At 47.3% G+C, this 25877-nt stretch carries 19 protein-coding genes; 14 read left to right on the top strand and 5 right to left on the bottom strand.

Going from position 1 to position 25877, the window contains the following annotated elements:
- From CIK89_RS03225 to CIK89_RS03180, 10 genes are all read left to right on the top strand, one after another.
- Positions 1-266: transposase (locus tag CIK89_RS03225; RefSeq protein WP_144007337.1), on the top strand; the 266-nt coding region annotated here is incomplete at its 5' end.
- 27 nt (positions 267-293) lie between these two features.
- Positions 294-2273 carry a TonB-dependent siderophore receptor gene (locus CIK89_RS03220; RefSeq protein WP_094390004.1) on the top strand — a complete coding sequence of 660 codons (1980 nt, stop codon included), beginning with the start codon at positions 294-296 and terminating at the stop codon, positions 2271-2273.
- The gene (locus CIK89_RS03215) at positions 2260-3363 is read left to right on the top strand and encodes a sirohydrochlorin cobaltochelatase (protein ID WP_094390003.1); all 1104 of its coding nucleotides are present in this window, start codon (positions 2260-2262) and stop codon (positions 3361-3363) included. The genes CIK89_RS03220 and CIK89_RS03215 overlap by 14 nt, the downstream gene beginning before the upstream one ends.
- 30 nt (positions 3364-3393) lie before the next feature.
- Positions 3394-5454, top strand: coding sequence for a TonB-dependent siderophore receptor (locus tag CIK89_RS03210; RefSeq protein WP_094390002.1), 2061 nt, complete (start codon positions 3394-3396; stop codon positions 5452-5454).
- Positions 5451-6860 carry a precorrin-3B C(17)-methyltransferase gene (gene cobJ, locus CIK89_RS03205; protein WP_094390001.1) on the top strand — a complete coding sequence of 470 codons (1410 nt, stop codon included), beginning with the start codon at positions 5451-5453 and terminating at the stop codon, positions 6858-6860. Before CIK89_RS03210 ends, cobJ begins: the two co-directional genes overlap by 4 nt.
- Before the next feature lie 13 nt (positions 6861-6873).
- On the top strand, positions 6874-8070 hold the full coding sequence (cbiE, locus tag CIK89_RS03200; RefSeq protein ID WP_094390000.1) for a precorrin-6y C5,15-methyltransferase (decarboxylating) subunit CbiE: 1197 nt from the start codon (positions 6874-6876) through the stop codon (positions 8068-8070).
- A complete protein-coding gene (cobM, locus tag CIK89_RS03195) occupies positions 8055-9806 on the top strand; it encodes a precorrin-4 C(11)-methyltransferase (protein ID WP_094389999.1) in 1752 nt (583 codons plus the stop codon). The genes cbiE and cobM overlap by 16 nt, the downstream gene beginning before the upstream one ends.
- Entirely contained in the window at positions 9803-11530 is a 1728-nt protein-coding gene (gene cbiD / locus CIK89_RS03190; RefSeq protein WP_094389998.1) for a cobalt-precorrin-5B (C(1))-methyltransferase CbiD, read from the top strand. The genes cobM and cbiD overlap by 4 nt, the downstream gene beginning before the upstream one ends.
- A 26-nt stretch (positions 11531-11556) precedes the next feature.
- Complete coding sequence (locus tag CIK89_RS03185) at positions 11557-12714, top strand: ABC transporter substrate-binding protein (RefSeq protein ID WP_094389997.1); 1158 nt, start codon at positions 11557-11559, stop codon at positions 12712-12714.
- 13 nt (positions 12715-12727) lie between these two features.
- Positions 12728-13765, top strand: a complete 1038-nt coding sequence (locus CIK89_RS03180; RefSeq protein ID WP_371591505.1) for an iron chelate uptake ABC transporter family permease subunit — start codon at positions 12728-12730, stop codon at positions 13763-13765.
- 73 nt (positions 13766-13838) lie between these two features.
- Here the strand turns inward: CIK89_RS03180 and CIK89_RS03175 are convergent, their stop codons facing one another.
- Positions 13839-15188, bottom strand: a complete 1350-nt coding sequence (locus tag CIK89_RS03175) for a glutamate synthase subunit beta (protein WP_094389995.1) — start codon at positions 15186-15188, stop codon at positions 13839-13841.
- A gap of 31 nt (positions 15189-15219) precedes the next feature.
- Positions 15220-19740: a glutamate synthase large subunit gene (gltB, locus tag CIK89_RS03170; RefSeq protein ID WP_094389994.1), complete on the bottom strand. Its 4521-nt coding sequence runs from the start codon at positions 19738-19740 to the stop codon at positions 15220-15222.
- A 240-nt stretch (positions 19741-19980) separates the two neighbouring features.
- On the opposite strand from gltB, the gene CIK89_RS03165 reads away from it, so the two are divergent.
- From CIK89_RS03165 to CIK89_RS03150, 4 genes are all read left to right on the top strand, one after another.
- On the top strand, positions 19981-20370 hold the full coding sequence (locus tag CIK89_RS03165) for a hypothetical protein (protein WP_094389993.1): 390 nt from the start codon (positions 19981-19983) through the stop codon (positions 20368-20370).
- Positions 20371-20453: 83 nt separating this feature from the next.
- Complete coding sequence (locus CIK89_RS03160; protein WP_094389992.1) at positions 20454-20849, top strand: hypothetical protein; 396 nt, start codon at positions 20454-20456, stop codon at positions 20847-20849.
- Positions 20850-21058: 209 nt separating this feature from the next.
- Positions 21059-21475, top strand: a complete 417-nt coding sequence (locus CIK89_RS03155) for a PH domain-containing protein (RefSeq protein WP_094389991.1) — start codon at positions 21059-21061, stop codon at positions 21473-21475.
- Positions 21472-22044: a sugar O-acetyltransferase gene (locus CIK89_RS03150; RefSeq protein WP_254046603.1), complete on the top strand. Its 573-nt coding sequence runs from the start codon at positions 21472-21474 to the stop codon at positions 22042-22044. Before CIK89_RS03155 ends, CIK89_RS03150 begins: the two co-directional genes overlap by 4 nt.
- Before the next feature lie 50 nt (positions 22045-22094).
- Here the strand turns inward: CIK89_RS03150 and CIK89_RS03145 are convergent, their stop codons facing one another.
- From CIK89_RS03145 to CIK89_RS03135, 3 genes are all read right to left on the bottom strand, one after another.
- Complete coding sequence (locus tag CIK89_RS03145; protein ID WP_094389990.1) at positions 22095-22922, bottom strand: AraC family transcriptional regulator; 828 nt, start codon at positions 22920-22922, stop codon at positions 22095-22097.
- A gap of 126 nt (positions 22923-23048) precedes the next feature.
- On the bottom strand, positions 23049-24743 hold the full coding sequence (locus tag CIK89_RS03140; RefSeq protein ID WP_094389989.1) for an MFS transporter: 1695 nt from the start codon (positions 24741-24743) through the stop codon (positions 23049-23051).
- Between the two features lie 4 nt (positions 24744-24747).
- Positions 24748-25860 (bottom strand): HlyD family secretion protein, encoded by a 1113-nt coding sequence (locus tag CIK89_RS03135; protein WP_094389988.1) that lies wholly within the window; start codon positions 25858-25860, stop codon positions 24748-24750.
- Positions 25861-25877: the final 17 nt, after the last annotated feature.

The raw sequence follows: 25877 nt of genomic DNA, 5'->3' as shown, positions 1-25877 counted from the left end.
TTTCCAAGAATACCGTCAAAGATGCTGCAAGACTCTCGCTTGCACGCTGGTATAACAAAGTGGACGACTCTGGCTTTAAGAGTTTCAATGTTATTGCCGCCACGCTTTACGAGCATTATGATGAAGTATTGAACTTCTTTGTCAATAGGGCAACTAATGCTTTTGCAGAGTCATTCAATGCTAAAATTAAGGCGTTTAGAGCTGCTTTAAGGGGAGTAACGGATATAAAGTTCTTTCTTTTCAGACTTACAAAGCTATATGCTTAATCCCCCTGGTTTATCGGGTGAGCCGTCATCAATCGGCAGGTGCTGAAAACCTTTGCCGGACGCAGCATCGAAGACATACTCTCCCAGTTGTCAGCATCGTTCGACTTCGAACAGGGCGACATGGGATCGCAAATGCAGATGAACGGACTGGGCAATTCCTATATCCTAATACTCATCGACGGTAAGCGCCTGCATGGTGATGTAGGCGGACAAAACGACCTCGGACTTATCGACCCCAACAATATTGAGCGCATCGAGATTGTCAAGGGTGCCTCGTCGGCACTCTATGGAAGCGATGCCATAGCCGGAGTCATCAATATTATCACCCGTAAGCATAATGAAGGCATGATGCTTGAAAACAAGACACGCTACGGATCGCATAACGATGTGAGACAGCACAACGGCATTGCCTTGCGCTTTGGACAATGGAAATCATATACCAACTTTCAACTTCAGCACAACGACGGATGGCAGAATACCGCCACCGAACATACACCAAGTTCGGCAACACCCGTCACCGACTCGAAAAGCAAAACTGCAAACGAGTTTACCAATTGGCAGATAGCAGAGCGGTTGGCATGGAATCCCACCCAACAATTAGAACTCTATGCCGAAGGATCATGGTATCAGAAGGGTATATACCGCAAGAGCGGCAAATATCCCAAATATGATGTCTATAACTACGACCTAAAGTATAAGAACGCTTCAGCCGTTGCCGGCATGCAATGGACCACTAATCGCGGCGACCTCGTCACGGCAGATGTCAGTTGGAACAAACATGCCTATTACCACGCTTTCACCTCGACAACACTGGCAGAAGGCTTTGATGAAGATGGCAACTTCATTCTCGACTATCCCTATTTCACCGGACAAAAACTGCTGATGAGCAATCAGGAGCGCACCATGTTTAATCTAAAAGGTGTGTTTGCACTCACCCCAACCAACAAACTCAGCGCCGGTATTGAGGCACGCTACGATTATCTCAAAGCTCCTGCAAGCATCAAAGGACGCACCGCTGACGATAATACCGAGGCCATCTATGTGCAAGACGAACTCCAACTGCTGCACATCCTCCAGGTGACAGCCGGACTTCGACTCAACCGCAACGAGAGTTTCGGATGGAAACTTACCCCCAAACTCTCTACCATGCTTAAACTTGGCGACTTCAGACTTAGAGCATCGTGGAGCCAGGGATTTAAGACACCCACCATCAAAGAGCTCAATTACCAGTATGCACGCGACATGAGCGGCATCATTCTGTTTTTGGGAAATCCAGACCTGAAGGCACAAACCAGCAATTACTTCTCGCTAAACGGCGAATATACCATAGGTCATTTCAACGTATCTGTTACGGGATATTATAATAAGGTGGATGATATGATAGCCTTGGTAACCATACCCAAGAGCGAAGCACCAGACGTTTACCGCCAACAGTATGGTGAGATGCTCAGTAAAGTGCGTCGCTATCACAACATGGAAGATGCCAAAACCTATGGTGTGGATGTCAATCTGCGATACACCACAGACCATCTGAGTATCGGGGCAGGGTATAGTTACCTTGATACCAAAGCCAATATCTACGACACCACACACGACAGAATGGTCAATGTCACCATCGACGGCATGGCACACCATAAAGCCAACGTCTTCGCTACATGGAACCATCAGTTTGCCACCAACTATCAGATGGGTGTCGGCATCTATGGCAAGATGTCAACCAAACGCTACTATCAGACCAACGGCAACGGTAAGGGATACCAGATATGGCGTCTCAGCACCACCCACGACCTTGGAAAAAGCAAACACATGACCTACCGTATAGAGGCTGGAGTGGATAATATCTTCAACTATGTGGATAAAACTCCACACGGATTACACCTCGGTACCAATACATCGGGTACTACGCTTTTCGCCTCGCTGACTGTCAGATTTGCGAAAGGAAAGAAGATTAGAAACATTTTTAATAATCAACATTATAACAAACAAAAAGACAATGAAGAAGATTAAATTTCTCATGATGGCAGCCGTAGCATTGCTGACTGCCTCAACATTCGTTGCTTGTGGTGACGACGACGATGACTCCAAGGGCGGACAACCGTCAAACATGGAGCGTTACCAGCAGGAAGTAGATGCTACCGTTAAGTCACAGAAGAAAAACGACAAGGCTATTCTCGTCGTTGCATTCGGTTCGACATGGCAGCAGGCATACGATGCTTTCGACCTTACCGTAGAGGAATACAAGAAAGAATTCCCTGGTTACGACGTCTATCTGTCGTTCTCTTCAGCTATCTGTATCAACCGTGCTATGGCTGGCGAACACGTAAAGCCCCGCAACTTCTATGAGCCAAAATACTGGCTGGAGGCTTTCGGACGTGTGCAGTATAAGGAAATCATCGTTCAGTCTATGCAGGTGATTCCCGGAGAAGAATACACACGTGTCATCAACGCTATGAAAGACTTCGCTAACAACTCTAACGGCGACCTCGACGATAAGTATCTGAGCACCATGACCCTTAAGCTGGGCTATCCTCTGATGGCTGAATATCCTTCAGACGTGAATAAGTTGGCTAAGGCACTCAACGACAACTTCAGTTCTTATGCACAGAAAGGCGCTTTGTTGTTCATGGGTCACGGTAACCCCGACACCTACGATACCTACAAAGCCAATGTTCGCTACACCCAGTTGGAAACAGCCCTGAAGGCTTACAACTCTAACTACTATGTAGGAACTGTTGATATGAAGGAGAACTTCAAAACTCACGTTCACCAGCGCATGGCCAACGATGGCATCACCAGCGGTAAGGTATATTGCGCTCCGCTGATGTCTATCGCCGGTGACCACGCCCACAACGATATGGCTGGTGACGACGATGCTTGGGACAATGGATTTGAGACCAACGACGAAGGTGAGGTTGAAGACACCAGTTGGAAGATGTATTTCAAACACATGGGATACACCATCGAGGACGATAGCTATACAGACGACAAGGGAATTGTAAAGGGTCTGCTTGAGTTTGCCAATGTCCGCGCACTCTATAAAGCACACACCAAGAACGCTGAAACTGTGGATTACTATCACTCAAAGAACCCCGAATAAACAAGAAACAAACATAAAATCTGATAAACTTTGAAGACCAACAGACTACTCGTTATCTTCGCCTTATCAGTAAACGCAATAGTTGCATCGGCACAGATCCACAGCAAAAGCGGATCGGCAGATGCTGACAAACAGATGAGCCTCAATCCCGTTGTAGTGACGGGGTCGGGGCATCATCAGCGTTTGGGAGTCACTGCTACACCGGTGCACGTACTCTCGGCGAAGGAAATCAAAGAGCAAGGCATCACTACATTTGCTGATGCGCTCACACATACCATGCCGCAACTCTCCATGGCACCTAATGCCATGGGGTCGCAACTCCGTTTGAACGGACTCGGAGGAAAGTATATTCTTATCCTCATCAATGGACATAAACTCAGTGGAGACATCTCCAACAACGCAGATCTCAATCGCATCAACATGGCAAGAGTGAAGCGTATAGAGGTGCTCGACGGTGCGGCAAGTTCACTGTACGGCAGCGATGCCATCGCAGGAGTAATCAATATCATCACAGACCAACCTACAGGCGATCTTGTCAGTGCCACTTCCAACTCGCGGGTAAGTGGGAAAGGACAGTTTACCGAGCAGGTCAATGTAGATATCTATAGCCATGGATTCGGATCATACACCTCCTTTTCACACGATAGGGCAGACAGTTATCGCATCAACCCACTGGAATATGTGAAGGGAGAAGAGGACAAAACACAGCAATCGCTGTCGCCCTTGTTTACTGGATATAGAAACAATCTGGTCAGTCAGCGCTTCACTTGGCAGACAACCAAGCAACTGGCATTCAATGCGGGTATGGAGTATGGATATAAAAAGACAGACCGTCCCAATACAAACCCCGACATCACCGGTGGTCTCGACTATGAAATGCGCTATAAATCGCTGCGCTGGAATGTGGGAGGAATATACAAATGGAACTCAAGAAACTCCATTCAGACGGATTTTACAGTAGATCGTTACCGCTATGGAAAGGAGTATGACGTAGAAACCAAAACCTACAAGGTGGGCGATTATGTGCAGTCGAAGAAGCAACGCACCATGGATGGCGAGGTGAAAGCCATACTCGGACTCACCCAAAACTCTACAACCATCTTCGGTGTTGATTGGCGCAACGATATGTTGGTGACTACATCAGGAAACATAGACAATAATGCCTATACCCTTTCTGGCTATGGACAGCACGAAATGGCATTGCCACTACACCTCAAAGCTACCGTTGGTGCACGCTATACCTACCATAAGGAGTTTGGTAGCAGACTGACACCAAAGGTGGCACTGATGTTTAGCAACGGACCTATACGACTCAGAGCAACCTATAGCAACGGATTCAGAGCTCCCGGACTCGACGAACTCTATTACCGTTACTTCTCTGTCAATCGCGGAAAACCACAGGTGTCGTTTGGCAACAAAAACTTGAAATCGGAAGCCAGCCACTATGTATCGCTGGGAGCAGAATATCGCGTTAGCCGCTTCTCGCTGTCGGTCATGGGTTATATCAACCGCATCAACGACATGATTATCAAGGATAATATCAAGCTCACTGACCCATTGCGCGAGATGCTGAAGGCTGAATTTCCTGAAATGACAGATGAACAAGCCAACAAAATGACGTCTTATGCACACTATGTCAATAGCGACAAGGGTGATGTGAAAGGACTACAGGTCAACATCTACGCTAATCCTGTCGATGGACTCAACTTCAATGTGAACTATGCCTATACCTATGCACAATCGAAATCGGGCGACGAATGGCAGATTCTCGACCGCAGTATCAAGAATGCACTTACGCTGTCGGTAAGTTATAGCCGCGCTTGGGGCATCTACCGCTTGTCGGCTAATGTCAATGGCAGACTACAATCGAAAACCTATTATGCGGCTTACGAGGATGCACCGGGCTATGGGGTGTGGAATATCAATACCACACACACCTTCTCGCTGGCTCGCCATCTGACCGTAGAGCCCAGTTTGGGTATAGACAACATATTCAACAAGACGGACAACCGAATAGACAGCAGCCTGCGACGCTATGCACTCTATTCACCGGGACGTATGTTGGTAGCTGGATTAAAAATTAAGTTATGAAACAAATCATCGTTGTAGGAATAGGTCCGGGAAGTATGGACGACATGACAATGGCTGTGCGAGAAACCCTCGCACAAGCCGATGTCGTGGTGGGATATAAGTTCTATTTCCAGTTTATAAAACCCTTGCTGCCCGATACCGCACAGTGTATCGACACAGGAATGAAGCGTGAGTATGAGCGTGCGAAAATAGCTTTTCAACAGGCAGAACTGGGCCATCAGGTGATTGTCATGTCATCGGGCGATGCCGGCATCTATGGCATGGCATCGCTGATATGGGAGATGAAGGCGAAAAGTCAGTCGGATGTAGAGGTTATCGTGCATCCGGGCATATCCGCTTTTCAGAAGGCAGGCGCCTTGTTGGGCGCTCCTGTCAGTCACGACTTCTGTGTGATTTCACTCTCTGACCTGATGACTCCATGGAATCTTATAGAGCGTCGCATCACTGCGGCAGCACAGGCAGACTTTGTGACTGCCGTCTATAACCCACGTTCCAACGAGCGCTATTGGCAGTTGGGACGTCTCAAGGAGATATTCCTCAACGCGGGCAGAAGTCCAGAAACACCCGTCGGCTATGTCAGGCAGGCTGGTCGTGAAGGCGAAACGGTAGTGCTTACCACGCTCGGAAAGCTCAATCCGGATGATATTGACATGCTGACCATCGTCATCATAGGTAATTCGCAGACCTTTGCCTTTGCCGACAAGATGATAACACCGCGTGGATATATACAGAAATACGGTCAGAAAGAGAGTGAAAAGTCGATAGGTGCGGGTATTATGACCGAGAGTTTTCACACTATTCTATCAGAGCTGCACCGCAAAGACTATCCCACCGACCATCGTTGGCTACTGCTACATGCCATCCATACCACTGCCGATTTCGAAATGGAGAATGTGCTCTATACAGATCAGGGTGCTGCGGAGTGCATCTTTGAGCGTATCAGACAAGGAAAGCTCAAGACCATCGTGACCGATGTCACCATGGTGGAGAGCGGCATACGCAAGGGTGCTTTGCAACGGTTAGGACTGGAAGTGAAGTGCTATCTACACGATTCAAGAGTGGAACAGATGGCAGCCCAACAGCATATCACACGGACACAGGCGGGCATACGACTGGCTGTGGAGGAACATCCCGATGCACTATTTGCCTTTGGCAACGCACCTACAGCACTTATCGAACTTTGCGAACTGATGCGTAAGGGTAAAGCACGACCGCAAGGTATCGTGGCTGCACCTGTTGGATTCGTACATGTGAAGGAGTCTAAGTATATGGTGAAGAGTTTTGCTGACGTACCCAAGGTCATTGTTGAAGGGCGCAAGGGTGGCAGTAATATTGCTGCAACACTGTGTAATGCCATCATGACACTCGACGACGCCATTCAACTCGTGCCGGGAAGAGATTTATAATAAAACACAATCGATGATGTTACAGTTTACAGTCATAGGTATCAACGACCATCCCAATCCAGTATTTCCTTCAGAAGTGGAACAGCTTATCGCTACATCGACGGTGTTTTCGGGAGGAAGCCGACATCATGAAATCATGGCGGAACGGTTGCCACATGGTGCACAGTGGATAGATATCACCGTTCCGCTTGCGGATGTGTTCAGGCAATATATGGCATGTGAGGGACACATCGTGGTGTTTGCATCTGGCGATCCATTATTCTATGGTTTTGCAACAACGTTGAAAAGACAGTTTCCTGAGGCTCCAATCCGCGTCGTACCCACGTTTCATTCCCTCCAAATGTTGGCACATCGACTCGTTTTGCCCTATCACGACATGACGCTTGTATCGCTCACAGGAAGACCATGGAATGCCCTCGATGCGGCACTGATAACTGGAAAACAGAAGATAGGATGTCTCACAGACCGTCACCATACGCCGGCTACCATTGCACAGCACTTGCTGGACTATGGTTATGACAACTACGAAATAGCCATTGGCGAACACTTGGGAAACCCACAGACGGAGCATGTCTGTCAAATCAGTATTGAACAGGCGGCATCGCTCTCTTTTGCACAACCAAACTGCTGCATACTGTTGCAGAAAGAATTCCGTGAAAATGTTCCCATGGGAATACCCGACGAGGAATTCTCCATACTTGATGGCAGACCCAAGATGATTACCAAGATGCCCTTCCGACTGTTGAGCATCCAACAGCTGGGACTCCATGCCGATAGTGTACTGTGGGATGTGGGATTCTGTACTGGTAGCATATCGATAGAAGCCAAACGGCTCTATCCCACAATAGATATTGTGGCATTTGAAATAAGAAAGGAGGGGGAGGCGCTCATGCGCGAGAATACGCGCCGATTTGGTACTCCAGGCATACAGACTGTCATAGGCGATTTCATGCTGCAGCATCTTGATACGTTGCCCAAACCTACCAGTGTGTTTATCGGAGGACATGGCGGAAAACTCAAAGAAATGATGGCAAAACTCTGTGAAGTGTTGCCATCGGGAGGCTGTATGGTGATGAACTGTGTGACGGAAGAGAGCAACAGACTCTTTGAAGAAGCCTGTCAGAGCCTTCCGCTCACACCACAAACGCCATTACACCTGACACTTAACGATTATAACCCTATAACAATAAGGAAATGCATCAAGCAATAATTATCCTTTCGGAAGATCAGCGGATGCTGGCAGAAACGATGGCCAGAGAGACCGATGCCGATATCTTGTCGGTAAAAGACGTGGAAAAAAGCTGGAAATACTACGAGGCTTTTGTATTTATTGCCGCGCTGGGCATCTGTGTACGTACGATAGCACCGCTCTTGGAAGACAAGCATACTGATCCTGCAGTGGTTTGTGTAGATACCTGCGGACGCCATGCCATTGCCGTGGCATCAGGACATGTGGGGGGTGCCAACGAACTCACCCGGCATATTGCACATATCATAGGGGCAGAAGCTGTCATCACTACGCAGAGTGACTTAAATGATTTGTGGCCTCTCGACATATTGGCGCAACGCTTTGGATGGGTCATGGCTGATACACACATCAATCAACAGATTGCTCTGTTTGTTGCTCAACAGCCTACCGCATTGTTGTTGGAAACAAGAGACAAGGGTACTGACTGGATGGAAAGCCATTGCTTGCCACACGTCAGCGTGTTCTATCATGCGGAAGACATCGACATGGAACGCTATAAACTACTTTTGGTGGTGGGACCTGTAATGCCCGAAACTCAATTGCCGACCGTGTGGTATTCGCCTAAGTGCCTGCATGCCGGCATCGGACTGGCACATCAAGCGCCCATCACTCACTTGCAAAGCATCTGCAAGTGTATCAGTGATCATCGCATCATGCAGCAGGCAATTGTCGCTTGGCATACTATTGATGTGAAAGCTGACGAACCTATCATACGAAAACTACAGGAAGAAGCGCCTGTGCAACTATTGACTGCCGACGAACTCAATACCAAGGAGGTGCCCACACCCAGCGCAGTGGTGGAAAACCACGTAGGCACTAAGAGCGTTTGTGAAGCTGCGGCTATGTTGGGAGCAGCCACCAACGACTTGTTGATGACCAAGCAGAAGGGTACACACTGGACACTTGCCATGGCTGTCGAACCTCGCTATGAACGTCGTGGACACGTGGAAATAGTTGGGGCAGGCCCCGGTGATCCTGATTTGGTATCTGTGCGCGGACGCCGTTTTTTAGAGACAGCAGACCTTATATTATATGCTGGCAGTCTTGTACCGCGCGAACTCACGCTCTGTGCGAAGGATGGGGCCGTGGTGAGAAGTAGTGCTTCGATGGCATTGGAAGAGCAATGCGAACTGATGAAATCGTTTACCGACCGTGGACTCTTAGTGGTGAGACTCCATACGGGAGACCCTTGTATCTTTGGAGCTATACAGGAACAAATGGCATTCTTTGATGACAATGCCATCAGTTATCATATCACACCGGGCATATCATCGTTCTTGGCGGCTGCAGCAGAGTTGCGCTCGCAGTTTACCATACCTGAGCGTTGTCAAACGATAATACTTACACGCGGTGAAGGACGTACGCCTATGCCTGAAAAGGAAAAACTGCATCTCCTCGCACGAAGTCAAAGTACGATGTGCATCTTCCTCAGTGCAGCTATTGTGGATGATGTGCAACGGCAGTTGTTGCAGGAGTATCCGCCCCATACACCCGTTGCTGCATGCTACCATCTGACGTGGCCTGACCAGCATATCTACCGCGGCAGGCTCGATCAGCTATCTGCTATTGTCAAAGATAACCATTTGACATTGACCACCATGATTGTTGTGGGAGAGGCTATCGATAATCGACATGGATTGTCGGAACTATACAGCAGTCATTTTACACATCTTTTTAGAAAAGCTACAAAGGAATGATACTGGTATTGGGAGGTACCACAGAAGGACGAAAAGCCGTTGCCGAACTGGAAGAGGCTGGTAACATTTTCTACTATTCCACGAAGACGGGAGAGCAGGAAGTGGAACTTTGTCATGGCATTGCCATACAAGGTGCCATGACAGAAGAGGCTATGTTGGCGTTTTGTCAACAGAAGCAGATACGTCTGCTGGTGGATGCTGCCCATCCTTTTGCCACCATACTGCACCATACGGTGGCAAGGGTGGCAAATCAATTGCGGTTGCCCGTCATCAGGTTTGAACGCATCTTTCCTCCACGTGACACGGACATCACATGGGTAGATTCCTATGACGACGTGGTACAACTATTGAGCAAACAATCTGGAACGATAGTGGAAGCCACTACGGGGGTACAGAGTATTGCCCGGTTGAAAGTATTGGAAAACCATGGCATCAAGATGTATTATCATATTCTGGACCGACCATCGAGCCTGATCAAGGCTTTGGCTTGTGGTGTTGGCATGGATCAACTCATCCGATACGGACAGGAGAATCAACTCCATGCAGATGTCATGATACTGAAGGAGAGCGGACTTTCGGGTGGTTTCCAACAAAAGGTGGATGAAGCCAGACGGCGCAATATGAAGATGATTGCTATCCGCAGACCTGCTATGCCGCAGTCGTTTCAGAGTGTAAACGGTGAACATGGACTGCGATTGATGGTAGAAAAACTGTTGCCTGAGTTCTTTCCGCTACATAGCGGGCTGACTACGGGTACTTGTGCTACTGCTGCTGCTGTGGCTGCCTATCGTCAGTTGATGGGCAAACAACAAACCGATACGGTCGATGTCATGCTGCCCAACGGTGAGACAATACCTGTGGCGGTGGGTTATGGCATGGGGTATGCGTATGTGATCAAACCAAGTGGTGACGACCCTGATATTACCAAAGGAGCGGAAATACGTGCTGCGGTGACCTGTACAGGACAGCCGCTTTCCATCAAAGGTGGTGAGGGTATCGGTCGTTTCACACTTCCTGGTTTTGATTATCCACCAGGTGAAGCTGCCATCAACAAGGTGCCGCGACAGATGATACACCGTAATCTTCATGAGGCATCGGTATGTGTGACGCTGTCTGTAGTGGGAGGTGAAGAACTCGCACAACATACGTTTAATCCACGATTAGGCATTGAGGGCGGTATCAGTATCGTTGGTGTGTCGGGCATTATCAAACCTTTTTCAGAGCAAGCCTTCGTTGATAGCATCCGCAAATGTATGACAGTGGCAAAGGCTGCAGGTTTTGATACGGTTGTTATCAATAGCGGTGCGAAAAGCGAAAGAATGGTTCGCAACCGCTTTCCAACATTGCCAGCACAGTGTTTTGTGGAGTATGGCAACTATATCGGCGATACCTTGAAGATTGCGCAACAATTGCAGTTTGCGCAAGTATGTTTGGTGATGATGATGGGCAAGGCGGTGAAATTGGCAGCCGGACATCTGGATACCCATAGTAAGCGTTGTACGATGGACAAAGACTTCATTGCTAAGATGCTGGCAGAGGCTGGATGTGATGAGAATGTGTGCCGTAGGGCGCTGCAAATGACTCTGGCACGTGAACTATGGACTATCGTGCCCGCCGACCGCCAACAGGCTTTTATCGATGTGTTGACTGGTTATTGCTATCGGGTGTGTCATCCGTTGTTGCCCAATGGACAGTTGGAGATCATTATATTGAATGAAGAATAACAAAACAAACATAATAACTGACGAACATGAAGAAGTTCTACATTTATCTTTTCATCGCTTTCCTTGCTGTAACAGTGGGGTGTACAGGCAATAAAAAACAACAAGATGGGCAGTCTGCCGAACTGTCAAAAGCTACCGACAGTCTGAGTATAGTACAGCCAAAATATGCCAAGGGATTCCATGTGGAATATCCCGGTAACGGCATCCGATTAGTGGAAGTGAAGGACCCACAGAAAGGAAAAGGTATGACCTATCGTTTTGCACTTGTCAACAGAGGTGCCACTGTTGAGATTCCTGACGGATATACTAAGATAGAGGTACCTGTGCGTAGTGTCGTACTGATGACCATGTTGCAACTTTCAAACTTTACTGTCCTTGACGCTACGCAAGTGGTGAAGGGTATTACGGGTACAAAAAATCTCTTTGATAAGCAGATCAAGGCTCGTGTCAAAGCTGGTGATATTGTGAAAATAGGTATGGAAGGCAACTTTGATCCCGAACTGGTGATGGCTGCCAAACCTGATGTGATTTTCATATCGCCATTCAAACGAGGTGGTTATGATGCCATCAAGGAGACTGGTGTGACGCTTGTGCCACATCTCGGCTTTAAGGAACTCGACCCGTTGGGACAGGCTGAATGGATTAAGTTTGTGGCTCTTTTCGTAGGCAGGGAGCGTGAAGCAAATACTGTTTTTCAGGAGATTGCCGACCGCTATGAGGCGTTGAAGGAGAAAGTGGCAAAGGCTAATGACAAACGTCCTACTGTGTTTAGCGGTGAAATGCACGGTGGTAACTGGCATGCTGTAGGCGGAAAGAACTATTTGGCACAGATCTTCCGTGATGCAGGTGCAGACTATGTTATCCAAGACGATAATACCGGAGGTGAGCCCATCGACTTCGAAGCGATGTATGTCAAGGCTGCGCAAGCCGACTATTGGCGTATTCTGAATAGTTTTCCGGGTGACTTTTCCTATGAAGCGCTTGCTAAATCGGAACCTCGTAATAAGCTCTTTAAGGCTTATAATGACCGCCACGTGATCTATTGCAATATGAAACGCCAACCGTATTACGAGATTTCTCCTGTCTGTCCTGATAAGGTTTTGGCTGATTTCGTTGCCATTTTCCATCCCGAACTCATGCCGAAGGATTACAAACCGACATTCTATCATCTGTTGAAACAATAATATAGCTATACAAGTGAAACATCGTCCTGCCATCATGATGGCTTTCACTCTTGTGGGAGTGGCCGTCCTTTTCCTGTTCAACATCCTTATCGGAACGGTAACGATACCTTTGCGTGCCGTGACAGACATACTCCTTGGACTCGATACTACGGGATATGATGCCACGGAGGTTACCATCTGGAGTAATATTATATGGAACTCACGATTTCCACAGACGCTTACGGCGCTCTTGGCAGGCGCAGGTCTGGCGGTGAGTGGACTTCAGATGCAGACCGTTTTCCACAATCCTTTGGCAGGACCGTCGGTGCTTGGTGTGTCTAACGGTGCTTCGCTTGGTGTGGCATTCGTTGTGCTGTTGAGCAGTTCCATTGGTGGTGTGGCATTGAGTAGATTGGGTTATGTGGGCGATGTAGCTATGACTATTGCCGCTATGGCTGGTTCATTGCTCGTATTAGCACTCATCATATTTGTGGCAAGATACGTACAGGGAAATGTTACGTTGCTACTTATCGGTGTGATGACTGGTTATCTTGCCACATCTATAATAGGCATTCTGAAATTTTTCAGTGCTGAAGAGGATGTCAAGGCGTATGTGGTGTGGGGATTGGGATGCTTCACACGCACCAGTGGCACACAACTTATGGTCTTTACCGTTATGATGGCGGTGTTGTTGCCTATGAGTATGCTGCTCATCAAGTCGATGAACATGTTGCTATTGGGAGATAATTATGCACGAAATTTAGGACTTGATATCCGTCGCTCACGCACCTTGATTATCGTTTCTTCGGGTTTGCTTGCTGCTGTAGTGACTGCCTATTGCGGTCCTATCATGTTTATTGGATTGGCTGTACCCCATCTGGCGCGTGTTTTGTTTCGCACCTCAGACCATCGATGGTTAATGCCTGCCACCTTGTTTTCTGGTATTATGCTTACGTTGATATGCTGTTTGTTGTCGCGATTGCCCGGTTTTGAAGGCGCTCTGCCCGTCAATAGTGTGGCAGCACTGGTAGGTGCTCCTATCGTGGCGATGATGCTTATCAAGCGTAAATAGCAAAAGAAAGCGTGCAGACACGAATGGATTCGGTCTGCACGCAATGGTTTTTGTGTTTGTATTGTTTGTGATGTTATTTCTTGAGGAAGTCATCCACCTTGGCGGCAGTCTGTTTGCCGCTTGCTAATGCACGTACCACAAGACTGGCGCCATTGGCAGCATCGCCGCAAACGAAAACATTCTTGGGATACTGTGGATGTTCGGGCTTGAGGAATCCCATAGCGAGTAATACCAGTTCGGCTTTGATAATCTCTGGTTTTCCCTTTTCCACCATGAGTGGACGACCGCCCTCTGGATTGGGTTTCCAATCTATTTCTTGCACGCGTACACCAGTCAGTTTACCGTCCTTGCCTATGAATTCAAGTGAATTGATATTCCAGCGACGGGTGCATCCTTCCTCGTGGCTACTCGTAGTTTTGAGAGTTCTGGGGTATGCAGGCCATGGATTCTTAGGATCTTCTGGTCCTACAGGTGGCTTAGGCATGATTTCTATCTGTGTCACGCTCTTACAACCCTGACGGTGGGCTGTACCAATACAGTCGCTACCGGTGTCACCGCCACCAATGACGAGCACGTCTTTACCCTTAGCGGTGACGATTTCGTCTTTCTTAAACTCTATACCATCGAGTATTCTATTCTGTTGTGAGAGAATGTCGAGTGCAAAGTGAACTCCCTTGAGTTCGCGTCCGGGAATCTTCAAATCGCGTGCTGTTGGTGTACCGGTGGCAATCACTACGGCATCAAACTCGTTGGCGAGCGACAGATGCTGTAGGTCGATATCGGCTTCAAATACAAACTTAATACCTTCATCATACAACACTTTCATGCGTCGGTCTATAATGGCCTTGTTGAGTTTGAAGTTGGGAATACCATAACGCAACAGACCTCCGGCAGCTTCGTGACGGTCATAGACGGTCACCTCATAACCCTTTAGATTCAAATCATTAGCTGCTGCGAGGCCGGCAGGACCTGCTCCGATGACAGCCACGCGTTTGCCGTTGCGCTTGGGATGGTGGGTAATAACATAACCCTCACGGAATGCGGCTTCTGTGATAGAGGCTTCATCTTCTCGGTTGGTAGTGGGTTCGTGTTCTATCAAATTGAGAATGCATGCTTTCTCGCACAATGCTGGGCAGATGCGTCCTGTGAATTCAGGGAACGGATTGGTGGCATTGAGTAGCCGATAGGCAAGTTCCCAGTCTCCACGATACAAAGCATCGTTCCATTCGGGTGGTTTGTTGCCCAGCGGACAAGCCCAGTGGCAGAATGGAACACCACAGTCCATGCAGCGTGATGCCTGTGCTTTGCGTTCCTTGGTATTGAGCGTTTGCTCCACTTCACCGAAGTCGTGGATACGGTCATGTATTGGACGATAGCCAGCTTCTTGCCGGTGTATCTCTAAGAATGCTTTTGGATTTCCCATAGTTGTCTATTGTCTTTCTGTGCTTCAATGCTTAATAGTCTCTTTGCATATCAGCGATTTTCTGTCTGAGTTTGTTCATTTGTTCTTCTTGCAGCACGCGTTTGTATTCGATAGGAACTACTTGAATGAAGTCCTCTACGTAACGCTGCCAGTCATCGAGCATGGTACGTGCCAGTTTTGAACCGGTGTACAGATAGTGTTGTCTGATGAGTTCGTGTAGTTCCTTGCGGTACTGTGCTTCTTCTACAAGGTTGATTTCTACCATATCCATATTGCAGAAATAGTCGAAGTTATGGTTTTTATCCCATACGTAAGCAACACCGCCCGACATTCCTGCAGCAAAATTGCGTCCTGTCTGGCCTAAAACGACGACGCGTCCGCCTGTCATATATTCGCAACAGTGGTCGCCAGCACCTTCTATAACGGCTATAGCTCCTGAGTTTCTTACTCCGAAACGTTCGCCAACCTTACCATTGATATAGAGTTCGCCGCTTGTAGCACCATAAAGTCCGGTATTTCCTGCAATGATATTATCTTCTGCATTGAAGTTAGATCGTACTGGAGGCAGTATGGCAATACGTCCGCCTGATAGTCCCTTTGCGAAGTAGTCGTTGGTTTCGCCTTCCAGTTTGAATGAAATACCCTTGTTGAGGAATGCACCAAATGACTGACCAGCCGATCCTTTGAACTTCACATTGATGGTTTGGTCGGGTAATCCTTGCTGTCCATAGCGGAGGGCAATGGTTCCTGCAAGTGTTGCGCCAACGGCTCGGTCGGTATTTCTGATGGCAAAGTCAAGATTGACTTCTTCCTGACGCTCTATGGCTGGCTCTGCACCGCGTATCATCTGTGCATCGAGCGAAGTTGTGTCAGTGTGCATTTCGCTGGTTGGGATATGGCAGAGTGCTGTCTTACTGTCACCCTCTTTAAAGAGCAGACGTGTGAAATCGAGCACAGGTTTGTGCTCTGTTGTTGTCTCTGTATCCTTTACCACAGCAAGTTCTGTATGTCCCACGATATCGTTAAGGCGACGGAAGCCCATTTCAGCCAAATATTCGCGTACTTCTCTTGCAAGGAAAGTGAAGTAGTTGACGAGATATTCGTAGCGTCCGATGAAGTGCTTACGCAGTTCCGGATTCTGTGTGGCAACACCCATAGGACAGGTGTTGAGGTTACATTTGCGCATCATCATACATCCTAATACGATAAGTACGGATGTGCCGAAACCAAACTCCTCGGCACCCATCAGTGCCATGAGTATGACATCGCGTCCGGTTTTGATTTGTCCGTCAACTTGGAGGCGTACCTGTCCGCGTAATCCATTCTTTACCAAGGTCTGCTGAGTTTCGCTCAGTCCGATTTCAGGCGATATTCCAGCAAAGCGCATACTGCTGGCAGGTGATGCGCCTGTGCCGCCTTCAGCACCACTGATAACGATAAGATCGGCCTTTGCCTTTGCTACACCGGCAGCAATAGTGCCTACACCACTTTCTGCAACGAGCTTGACGCTGATGGCAGCGCGAGGGTTTACGTGTTTCAAATCAAAGATGAGTTGAGCCAAATCTTCGATAGAGTAGATGTCGTGGTGTGGTGGCGGAGAGATAAGACTGATACCCGGAATGCTGTGACGTGTCTTTGCAATGACCTCATTGACCTTGAATCCGGGCAACTGACCACCTTCGCCAGGTTTTGCACCCTGTGCTACTTTGATTTGAATTTCTTCTGCATTGACAAGATATTCAGTTGTGACACCGAATCTACCACTGGCCACCTGCTTGGTTTTAGAAGATAGAGAGATGCCGTCAACGGTACTGTGAAAACGTTCAGAGTCTTCACCGCCCTCACCAGTATTACTTCTTGTTCCCAGCAGATTCATAGCCAGACAAATGGCTTCGTGTGCTTCTTTCGACAGTGCGCCAAATGACATTGCACCTGAAACAAAGTGCTTGACAATGCTTTCTACGGGTTCTACCTCTTCAAGAGGGATAGGATTCTTCTTGAAACCAAGGAAGTCGCGGATGAAGATGGGGTCTGCTTTGTCATCCACCAAGTGTGTATATTCCTTGAATTTATCATAGTTGCCTGTGCGAGTAGCAAGTTGCAAGGTGGCAATAGTTTCTGGATTCCATGCATGACGGATACCGTCTTTGCGCCAATGGAACTGTCCTAAATTGGGCAAGAAAGCCTCGGCTGCTGTTTCTGCATCGTTTCCGGTGGCAAAAGCCTTGTCGTGTAGTATGATAGCATCGCGTGCGATACGTTCCAAACCGATACCACCAATGGTGCTCACCTCTGTGCCGAAATATGCCTTCAGGAGACTCTCGTTGAGTCCGATGCTCTCGAATATCTTAGCACCGCGATAGCTACGGATGGTAGAAATACCCATCTTAGCCATAATTTTAAACAGTCCTTTCTTGACAGCCTTGATATAATTGGCCTCGGCTGTAGTATAGTCTTCCTGTATCTTGTGGCGCTTGACGAGGTCGTCGAGTATGGCAAACGTCATATAAGGACACAGCGCTGAGGCGCCATAGCCTAAGAGCAGAGCAGCATGCATCGTTTCACGAATCTCGCCACTTTCAACGATAAGGGCGGTTTGCACACGCTTTCCAACGCTGATGAGATAATGGTGGACGGCGCTGACTGCGAGTAATGATGGGATGGCAGCGTGGTCTTGATCTACTTCACGGTCTGATAAGATAATGTAGTTGTAGCCTGCATCAACCGACTGTTCTGCATCGTGGCAGAGTTTCGATAGTGCATCGCGGAGTCCATCTTCACCCTTTTTACATTCAAAGAGCATGGGAAGCTTCACGGTGTTGAATCCTTTATAGCGAATATTGCAGAGTATATCGAGCTGAGTGTTATTCAAAATGGGGTGGGGGAGACGCACCATCTTACAATTGCTCTCGTCTGGAGTGAGGATGCCAGCGCCTACACGACCGATATACTCCGTGAGCGACATGACAAGTGATTCGCGGATAGAGTCGATAGCAGGGTTGGTGACTTGGGCAAACTGTTGACGGAAATAGTTGAAGAACGTTTGTGGACGATTGCTCAACACCGCCAATGGTGTGTCGTTACCCATGGCAGCGGTAGGCTCAACACCATTGACTGCCATCGGTGCGATGGTGCCATCGACATCTTCCTCGCCATAACCGAACATCACTTCTTTTTGCAAAAGGTTATCTACGCTGTTGGCTATATGGCGACCGCTCTTGAGTTTCTCCAACTGGATACGGTTGGTAGAAAGCCATTGGCGATAGGGATGCTCCTTGGCGAGCTGTTCCTTGATTTCGCCATCATAGTAGATTTTGCCCTCTTGGGTATCGATGAGCAAGATTTTACCTGGTTGCAAGCGACCTTTTTCAGCCACTTCCGTAGGATTGAAATCGATTACTCCTGCCTCAGAAGCTACTACCATCGTATCGTTTTTAGTAATGGTATAGCGTGCAGGACGTAGGCCATTGCGGTCGAGCATACCACCGGCAAAGCGCCCATCGCTAAAAAGTAGAGCTGCGGGACCGTCCCATGGCTCCATCAGAATAGAGTGGTATTCATAGAAAGCCTTAAGATCTTCGGATATTGGGTTCTTGTCGTTGAACGATTCAGGCACAAGAATACTCATGGCATGAGGCAATGACAGACCACTCATCACAAAGAATTCTAATACATTATCAAGTGATGCCGAGTCGCTCATACCCGGTTGTACGATGGGCGAGATTGCTGGAGTAAGTGGTGAATCCTCTTTCAACAATACGCTTTCGCGTGCCTGCATCCATCCACGGTTGCCACGTATGGTGTTTATTTCACCATTGTGTGCCAACAGTCGGAAAGGTTGTGCGAGTGACCAAGTGGGGAAGGTGTTGGTACTGAAACGTGAGTGTACAAGTGCCAGACCACTGGTGAAATAGGGATTTGAAAGATCGGGAAAATACTCACGCAGCTGTTTGCTGGTGAGCATTCCCTTGTAAATGATGTTTGTGTTGCTTAGCGAACAGATATAGAAGTCTTCATCGCTGACGCGATGTTCTATCTTTTTGCGGATGACATAGAGTGTGCGTGGAAAGTCGGCAACGCTGTCGTCGGCAACTCCAGTAACGAAAACCTGCTTGATGTCGGGTTCATTGCCCAGTGCTGCCTGTCCCAAACATTCGGGATTGACGGGCACGTTACGCAGATGCATTAACTGCAACCCCTCGCGCTCTATTTCTTCTATCATAATAGAGAGTATCTCTTGTTGGCGTTCCTTGTCTTTTGGAAGGAAAATCAAACCTGTTCCGTACTTTCCTTTTTCAGGTACAGGAATGCCTTGAAGCAGTATAAACTCGTGGGGAATCTGCAACATGATACCTGCACCATCGCCGGTTTTCTTGTCAGCGCCCTCTGCACCGCGGTGCTGCATATTTTCCAGCACTCGTAAAGCATTATCTACTAATTCGTGACTCTTATTGCCATGGATGTTGACCACCATGCCCACACCGCAGGCATCATGTTCATAATCATGTTGATAAAGCCCTTGTTGTTTGTTGGTTTGCTTACACTTTGTCATATTATCCTCTATTTAAACTTTCGTTCTGGTTGCAAAATTACAAAATAAGATAGCAATATGATAGGATAAGCGGTGGTTTTCTATCTACAAATGAAAGCTTGCAAACGAATTGTAAGCAATATATATAAGATTGCTTACAATCTAACAAAAAATATCCATATATTATTTAAAATATTAAGAAACATGTAAAAAATGGATTTATATGCCGTTTTTTCGCGCAGAATGTTTAATTTTGCAGTTATGAAACAGCGTCTTTTCCACTTTGTATTGTTGCTTCTGCTGATGACTTTTGGTCAGCAGCAGGAGGTTTTTGCCGTGGAAAGATGTAACGAATCGGTGCCTGTTTCCGACCAGATCTATGATAATGATAGCAAACATCAACCTTTGGGTGAGGCACTGTTGACAGATGTTTATGATGGCTATCGTATTGCTACGCCACGCTTGTTGCGCTTGCCCACCATGGGCGGTGGGCGTCCTACAGGCCAGCGATTAGTAGCCGTTTCGCTGAAAACCCCAATCATTCTTATACATGATCACTATGATGGGCGTCGTCGCCAAGAGGTGTCACCCCATCAGAGTGCCGTCTCGTGCCAGTATTATATCATTGCACTGAGGCGGATTCTGCGTTAGCAGTGTGTTTCTTTATTGGCCTTCTTGGCCTATAGCACAATTATTTATTTATTTTAAGAAACACATTCTAACATCAAAAAACAATGGCAAATTATAAACACATGGAGATGGCTGAGGCTCTCTCCAACGATTCTCGTATTAATATCAGTCGTGGTTTTCTCGGATTGAAGACCAATCTTACCTACGCCCCCACATCATCTAAAATCAATCTGAAGGTCAATGAGTATGCTCCAGATATGGAAGGCCGACTCACACAACTGCTTCAGACTGACGGTAAGACGATGCGTAGCGAAGTGGAAAAGGGTAAGTTGCCCACTGTTGCGGTTGGACCTTTCCGCTTGGAAATAGCTTGTTCGCAAGACTATGAATACCTTGCAGTTCAACTTTTCCGTTTTTCCAATTTCAACTATTCGCCCATGACAGAGATGAAAGTCTATGAAGGCGATGACGCACTGGCAGTCTCTGCGCTACTTTGTTAAGCGCTTTTATATATGTTGATAACAGGGCTGTTGCATCTCGATGCGGCAGCCCTTCATGGTATGTGGCTGACACTTTGTAAGTCGAGAAACTCTGGGTTGTCTCCATAAAGACAATCTTTTTGCTACGACTTCTCTTGTATTTGTTTATAGAACAGGTGTAGAGTTCGAAAAAATAATGTATCTTTGCAGTCGAATAACTGCAACGCTAAATGATAGAAAACAAGGTATATAAATCGAGAGTGGATACTTGGCTCGTGATATTATTCATGTGCGTTATCGGCTTTTTGATATGGCAGGTGATAGTCACCAACTATGAATGGATAATTGTAGTGGTGACGGTGTTGATGACATGGCTCTTAGTAGATCTGTTGCTGCATACCGACTATACCATTGGAGAAGGGGTGTTGAAGGTGAGGTGCGGCATGTTTATCGGATGGGATGTACCTATCGACAAGATACTGAAGATAACGCCTTGTCGTACGATGCTTAGTTCGCCAGCATTGAGTCTTCAGCGCATTTGTATTTTCTACAACCGCTTCGATGATATTATCATATCGCCCAAAAACAGTCAGGAGTTTGTACACGAACTGCTACGACAGAACCCTAATATAGAAGTGAAAATATGATGACCGAACATAATATGGTCGAATACCAGAAAATGGTGCGCGGCGAGGAGTATAATGCTTGTGATGCGTACCTTATACAACTATTGAATAAATGTAAGGACGATTGTTGGGAATACAACCAGATACGTCCAACCGATTTGCAGGCACGCAACTTAAAACTGCAACAGATGTTGGGAACCAGTGAAACTGATACCTTTATTGTACAACCGTTCTGGTGTGATTATGGTACAAATATACACGTGGGTAAGCGTTTCTTTGCCAATTTCAATTGGACTGTGCTCGACGAAGCACCAGTAACCATAGGCGACGACTGTTTTATCGGTCCCAATGTTGGCATCTATACCGCTTGTCACAGTACCAATCCTGAGGAGCGTAACACACGTCGTGAATGGGCAAAACCAGTCACCATTGGCCATAGTGTGTGGATTGGTGGTGGTGCTACTATTCTTCCCGGTGTCACCATTGGCGACAATGTGACGATAGGAGCGGGTAGTGTGGTGGTCAGCGACATCCCTTCTGATGTGGTGGCAGTGGGTAATCCTGCTCGTGTTATCAAGCATTTGAAATGAGTTTTCCAGCAAGATAACCGATATAGTGCTATATCAGTGGGCTACACAGCTTATTCTGTAGCCATTCTGTAGTGTTTGGGTGAAAGTCCCGTGTGCTTCTTGAAGAATGTGCCGAAGGTGGAAGCATTGGGAAAATTCAACTCGTAGGAAATCTGTTGAATCGACATATTGGTATTCTTCATAAGGAAAATGCTACGGCGGATAATGGCTTTGAAGAGCAATTGTTGAACAGTGTTTCCGCATAGCGATTTCACCATGACAGATAAGTATTTTGGTGTAAGACACAGTTGATCGGCATAGAATGCCACACTGCGTTCACGCATGTAGTTGTCTTCAATGAGCTTGAGCAACGACTCGAAGATTTCTATCTTACGTGCCATATCCTTGCCTACAACTTTATACGACATGGAGAAGATACTGCATAGTCGGTAAGTGACTGCCAGCAATAGGAGTTTTTCTTCGTAGGCACTATACGGACTGGTGTCTTCTTGCTGCTCCAATGCCTGCAACATGCGGGCATAAGAAGCAAGCATATTCTCAAAACCTGTATGGATAATGTGGCATGCTTTAGGATAGATGGTGGCATAGAGGCGCATGGTGACTACGGTATTGCCTAACATGGGGCGTATGTTTTCGCTGTGGTAGAAGAGTAAAGTGAACTGTAAATCGGAAGAACTTTCTGTCACTTGAAGCATGATGCCCTTTGACAGGAACACGGTTTCATCTGCTTTAGTAGTATATGAAGTGCCATCTACACAGAAATGAAACGTTCCCTGATGACAAACCACTATACCCACATAGTCGGAATAGAAGGGTTCGGTCAGCCAATGGGGAAAGGTGCTGGCGTTGCAGATGATGATGTTTTCGGTCAGTTCCATTTATTGTTTCTTTGCCCAAGTCATGAGAACGATGACCGTTCCCATGACCTTATTTGGTGCAAAGATAACAAAAATATCATTCTTTCCCGATGAAAGTCTTGCTTTTTTTGATATTTTGCCCCACTCTTATTTTGCCCCAAGTGAACTGACATCTACATTCTTGAGCAAATATTCGCGAGTGAGTTCCTTCAGATTGCGCTTGCGCCAAGGGATGATAAGCATCAGTAGTGCACAGGCCATACACCCATAGAAAGTCCAGCCGGCCATCTCCTTAATGGTGGTCAGCGTGGCTTGCACCTGAATCTTACCCTTGACGCTCATGGCTGCCATGTGTTGTGCTTCGGTCTCGTTCTTGCCTTGATGCTGCATGCCCCGAATTGTTTGGTCGTAGGTGGTGGCAGTCTCGATACTGGTGCGATCGAAATCCTGTGCGAAGCGTGTGACATAATACTGTTGACGATGCTGAAGCACATTACTATAGAGTGCAGAACCGATACTTGGTGCAATGACCATACGCACGGTGAGCATGATACATACCCAGGTGGACATAAATCGATAGGGCATGCGTTGGTTGGCAATAGTGGATATCAGTGAATAGAGCAACATCATTCCGGTGGAGCGGATAATGACGGGCCACTTCATGCGTTCATACATTCCATCGTTTTGAACCTCGAAATACATGAAGAGGGCGTATGCACCGATAAATACAAATCCAAGGGCATACATCCATTTCAAGTGGACGTTTTTGGCTCTGGCTATAATGGCAAAGATGAGTCCAACGGTATAGCCCACCATTACCCAATTGCCCAAAGTGGCATTCTGCCAGTTGTCTATCTTCATGCTGACATTGGTGAACACATTGACGAACATACTGCTTGAATTACATAACATCAGCAGAAAGAACAGCATGATACCATAGTTGACGACCCTTACTTTAAATACCTCCATGATGAAATAAGGTGATCGGCGTGAGGCTTCCAAATAGATAAACAACCCCGTAAAGACGATGCATATCAGTGTGGAGAGGCAGATGGATTTGTCGTCAAACCAGTCTAATGTTTTGCCAAACACCATGACATAGACAAACGAGCAAAGCATAACGCTGAACACCGTGACATTGCCAAACTTTGAAAAGGATATGGGGAATTTTGGCAGTGCATATTCATGATAGGGCATGGTGAAGAATACGATGATGATGCCTGCAAGCATAAATGCCATCATGAAATGATAGACATACTGCCACTCGTAAGCGTAGGCCAACCAAGCTGTAAGCCATGTTCCGAGTTGTCCGATAATCATAAAGAAAAGGTAGATGACCGGTTGTGATACCATCTTTTCGCTATCTGCAGCATCCCAACCTTCCTCTGTTGTAGGTTCACAACCTGGTGTGAGATTACGTGTGGCTTCTATGCCGAAAGCATACTTGATGAGTACGAAGAGATGGGCCATCAATAGCGTTTGGCGCACAAAACCCATGAGCAGACTGCACAAACCGAGAATGAAAAGCGATTCGGTCATAGCACAGACATAACTCAGCAGAAAGAGAATGGAGAAGCCTACGATACACATCATCTTCTCTCGTCGGATACACACCAAGTCATAGAAGAATGGTGAAAATGCTGCCATACCTATTGAGGTGCAGAAGCTGGCAAAGACGATATACTCCGACTGGATGCCGAGTCCGCTCATCATCTCACCGCTGTTGGCGGCATAGACACCACCCATAGTGATCATCGGTACGAAGAGGATGATCATAAAGATGATGCCAAGTGGTTTCGGCACCCAACTGTAAAACGGATAATTCTTATACTTTTCCGACATCTTACTATTTTCTCTGGGCTTTGACGATTACCATCATACCTGCGGCAAGGCGGGCATTGTCCTCTTTGCTGATATTGGTGAAGTCGATGCGTACTGGCACGCGCTGCTGAATCTTTACGAAGTTGCCGGCAGAATTGTCGGTAGGAACAAGTGAATACTTAGCGCCTGTGGCACCGGAAATGGCGGTAACGGTGCCTTCAAACTCCTTGTCGTGCATAGCATCTACGCTGATACGCACCTTCTGACCTACGTAGAGGTGCTCTATCTGGGTCTCCTTGAAATTGGCTACCACCCATTTCTGATTGTCGGGGACAATATAGGTGATGGTGGTTCCTGCATTGACCATCTGGCCTTCCTCAATAGATCGGCGTCCCAATTTACCGTTGCAAGGGGCCACAACAACACAGTAGGAGAGGTTTAACTTGGCCATTTCAACTGCTGCCTGAGCACGCTCGATGGCGGCTGCAACGTTTTGCTTGCGAGTGGTCACCTCGTTGACGCCTTTATAAGCAGCAGCTTGTTGCTTCTTGGCGGCTTCGAGTTTCTTTTTCGTGGCGGCATATTCCACTTCCAGTTGTTCCAGTTGGATTGGGGTTGCGGCTTTCTTGGCCACCAAATTGCGGTAGCGTTCGCAGTCTTTGGCAAGTTTGGCGAGGCGCACTTCTATCTCATCGATAGAGGCAGAATAGATAGATGCCGAGGTCTCGGTGGTTTGCTTGGTGGCATCGATGACGTTGGCGCCAGCCAAAGCATCCTTCAGCGCTGCCTCTGCCTCCATCAGACGGATGCGGTATTCTCGGTCGTCGAGAATGAGCAGGGTGTCGCCTTTATGCACTTCTTGATGCTCTCTGAAACAAACTTTGGCTATGTAGCCTGATGCACGGAGGTTAACGGGAGAGATATACTGCTCTATCTGGGCATCGTTGCTCGACTCATTGGAAGAGTAATCGAAGAAGAGACAGCCGATTTTCCATAGACCATAGGCAAGAATGGCAATGCCGATAAGACTGACTACGAGGCGACGGCCTCTGAGCTTCTTAAACTCCTTGGCATTTTCTTCCTGTACTGTTTCTACGTTTTCCATTTCTTTATTTTCTTTGTTTTCCTTGTTTTCCATATCTTCGTTTTGTTTTG

It is taken from the genome of Prevotella sp. P4-119, from assembly GCF_002251345.1.
Taxonomy (GTDB): Bacteria; Bacteroidota; Bacteroidia; order Bacteroidales; family Bacteroidaceae; genus Prevotella.
Note: the sequence above shows the minus strand (reverse complement) of the source record. Positions and strands in the feature narration are given on the sequence as shown.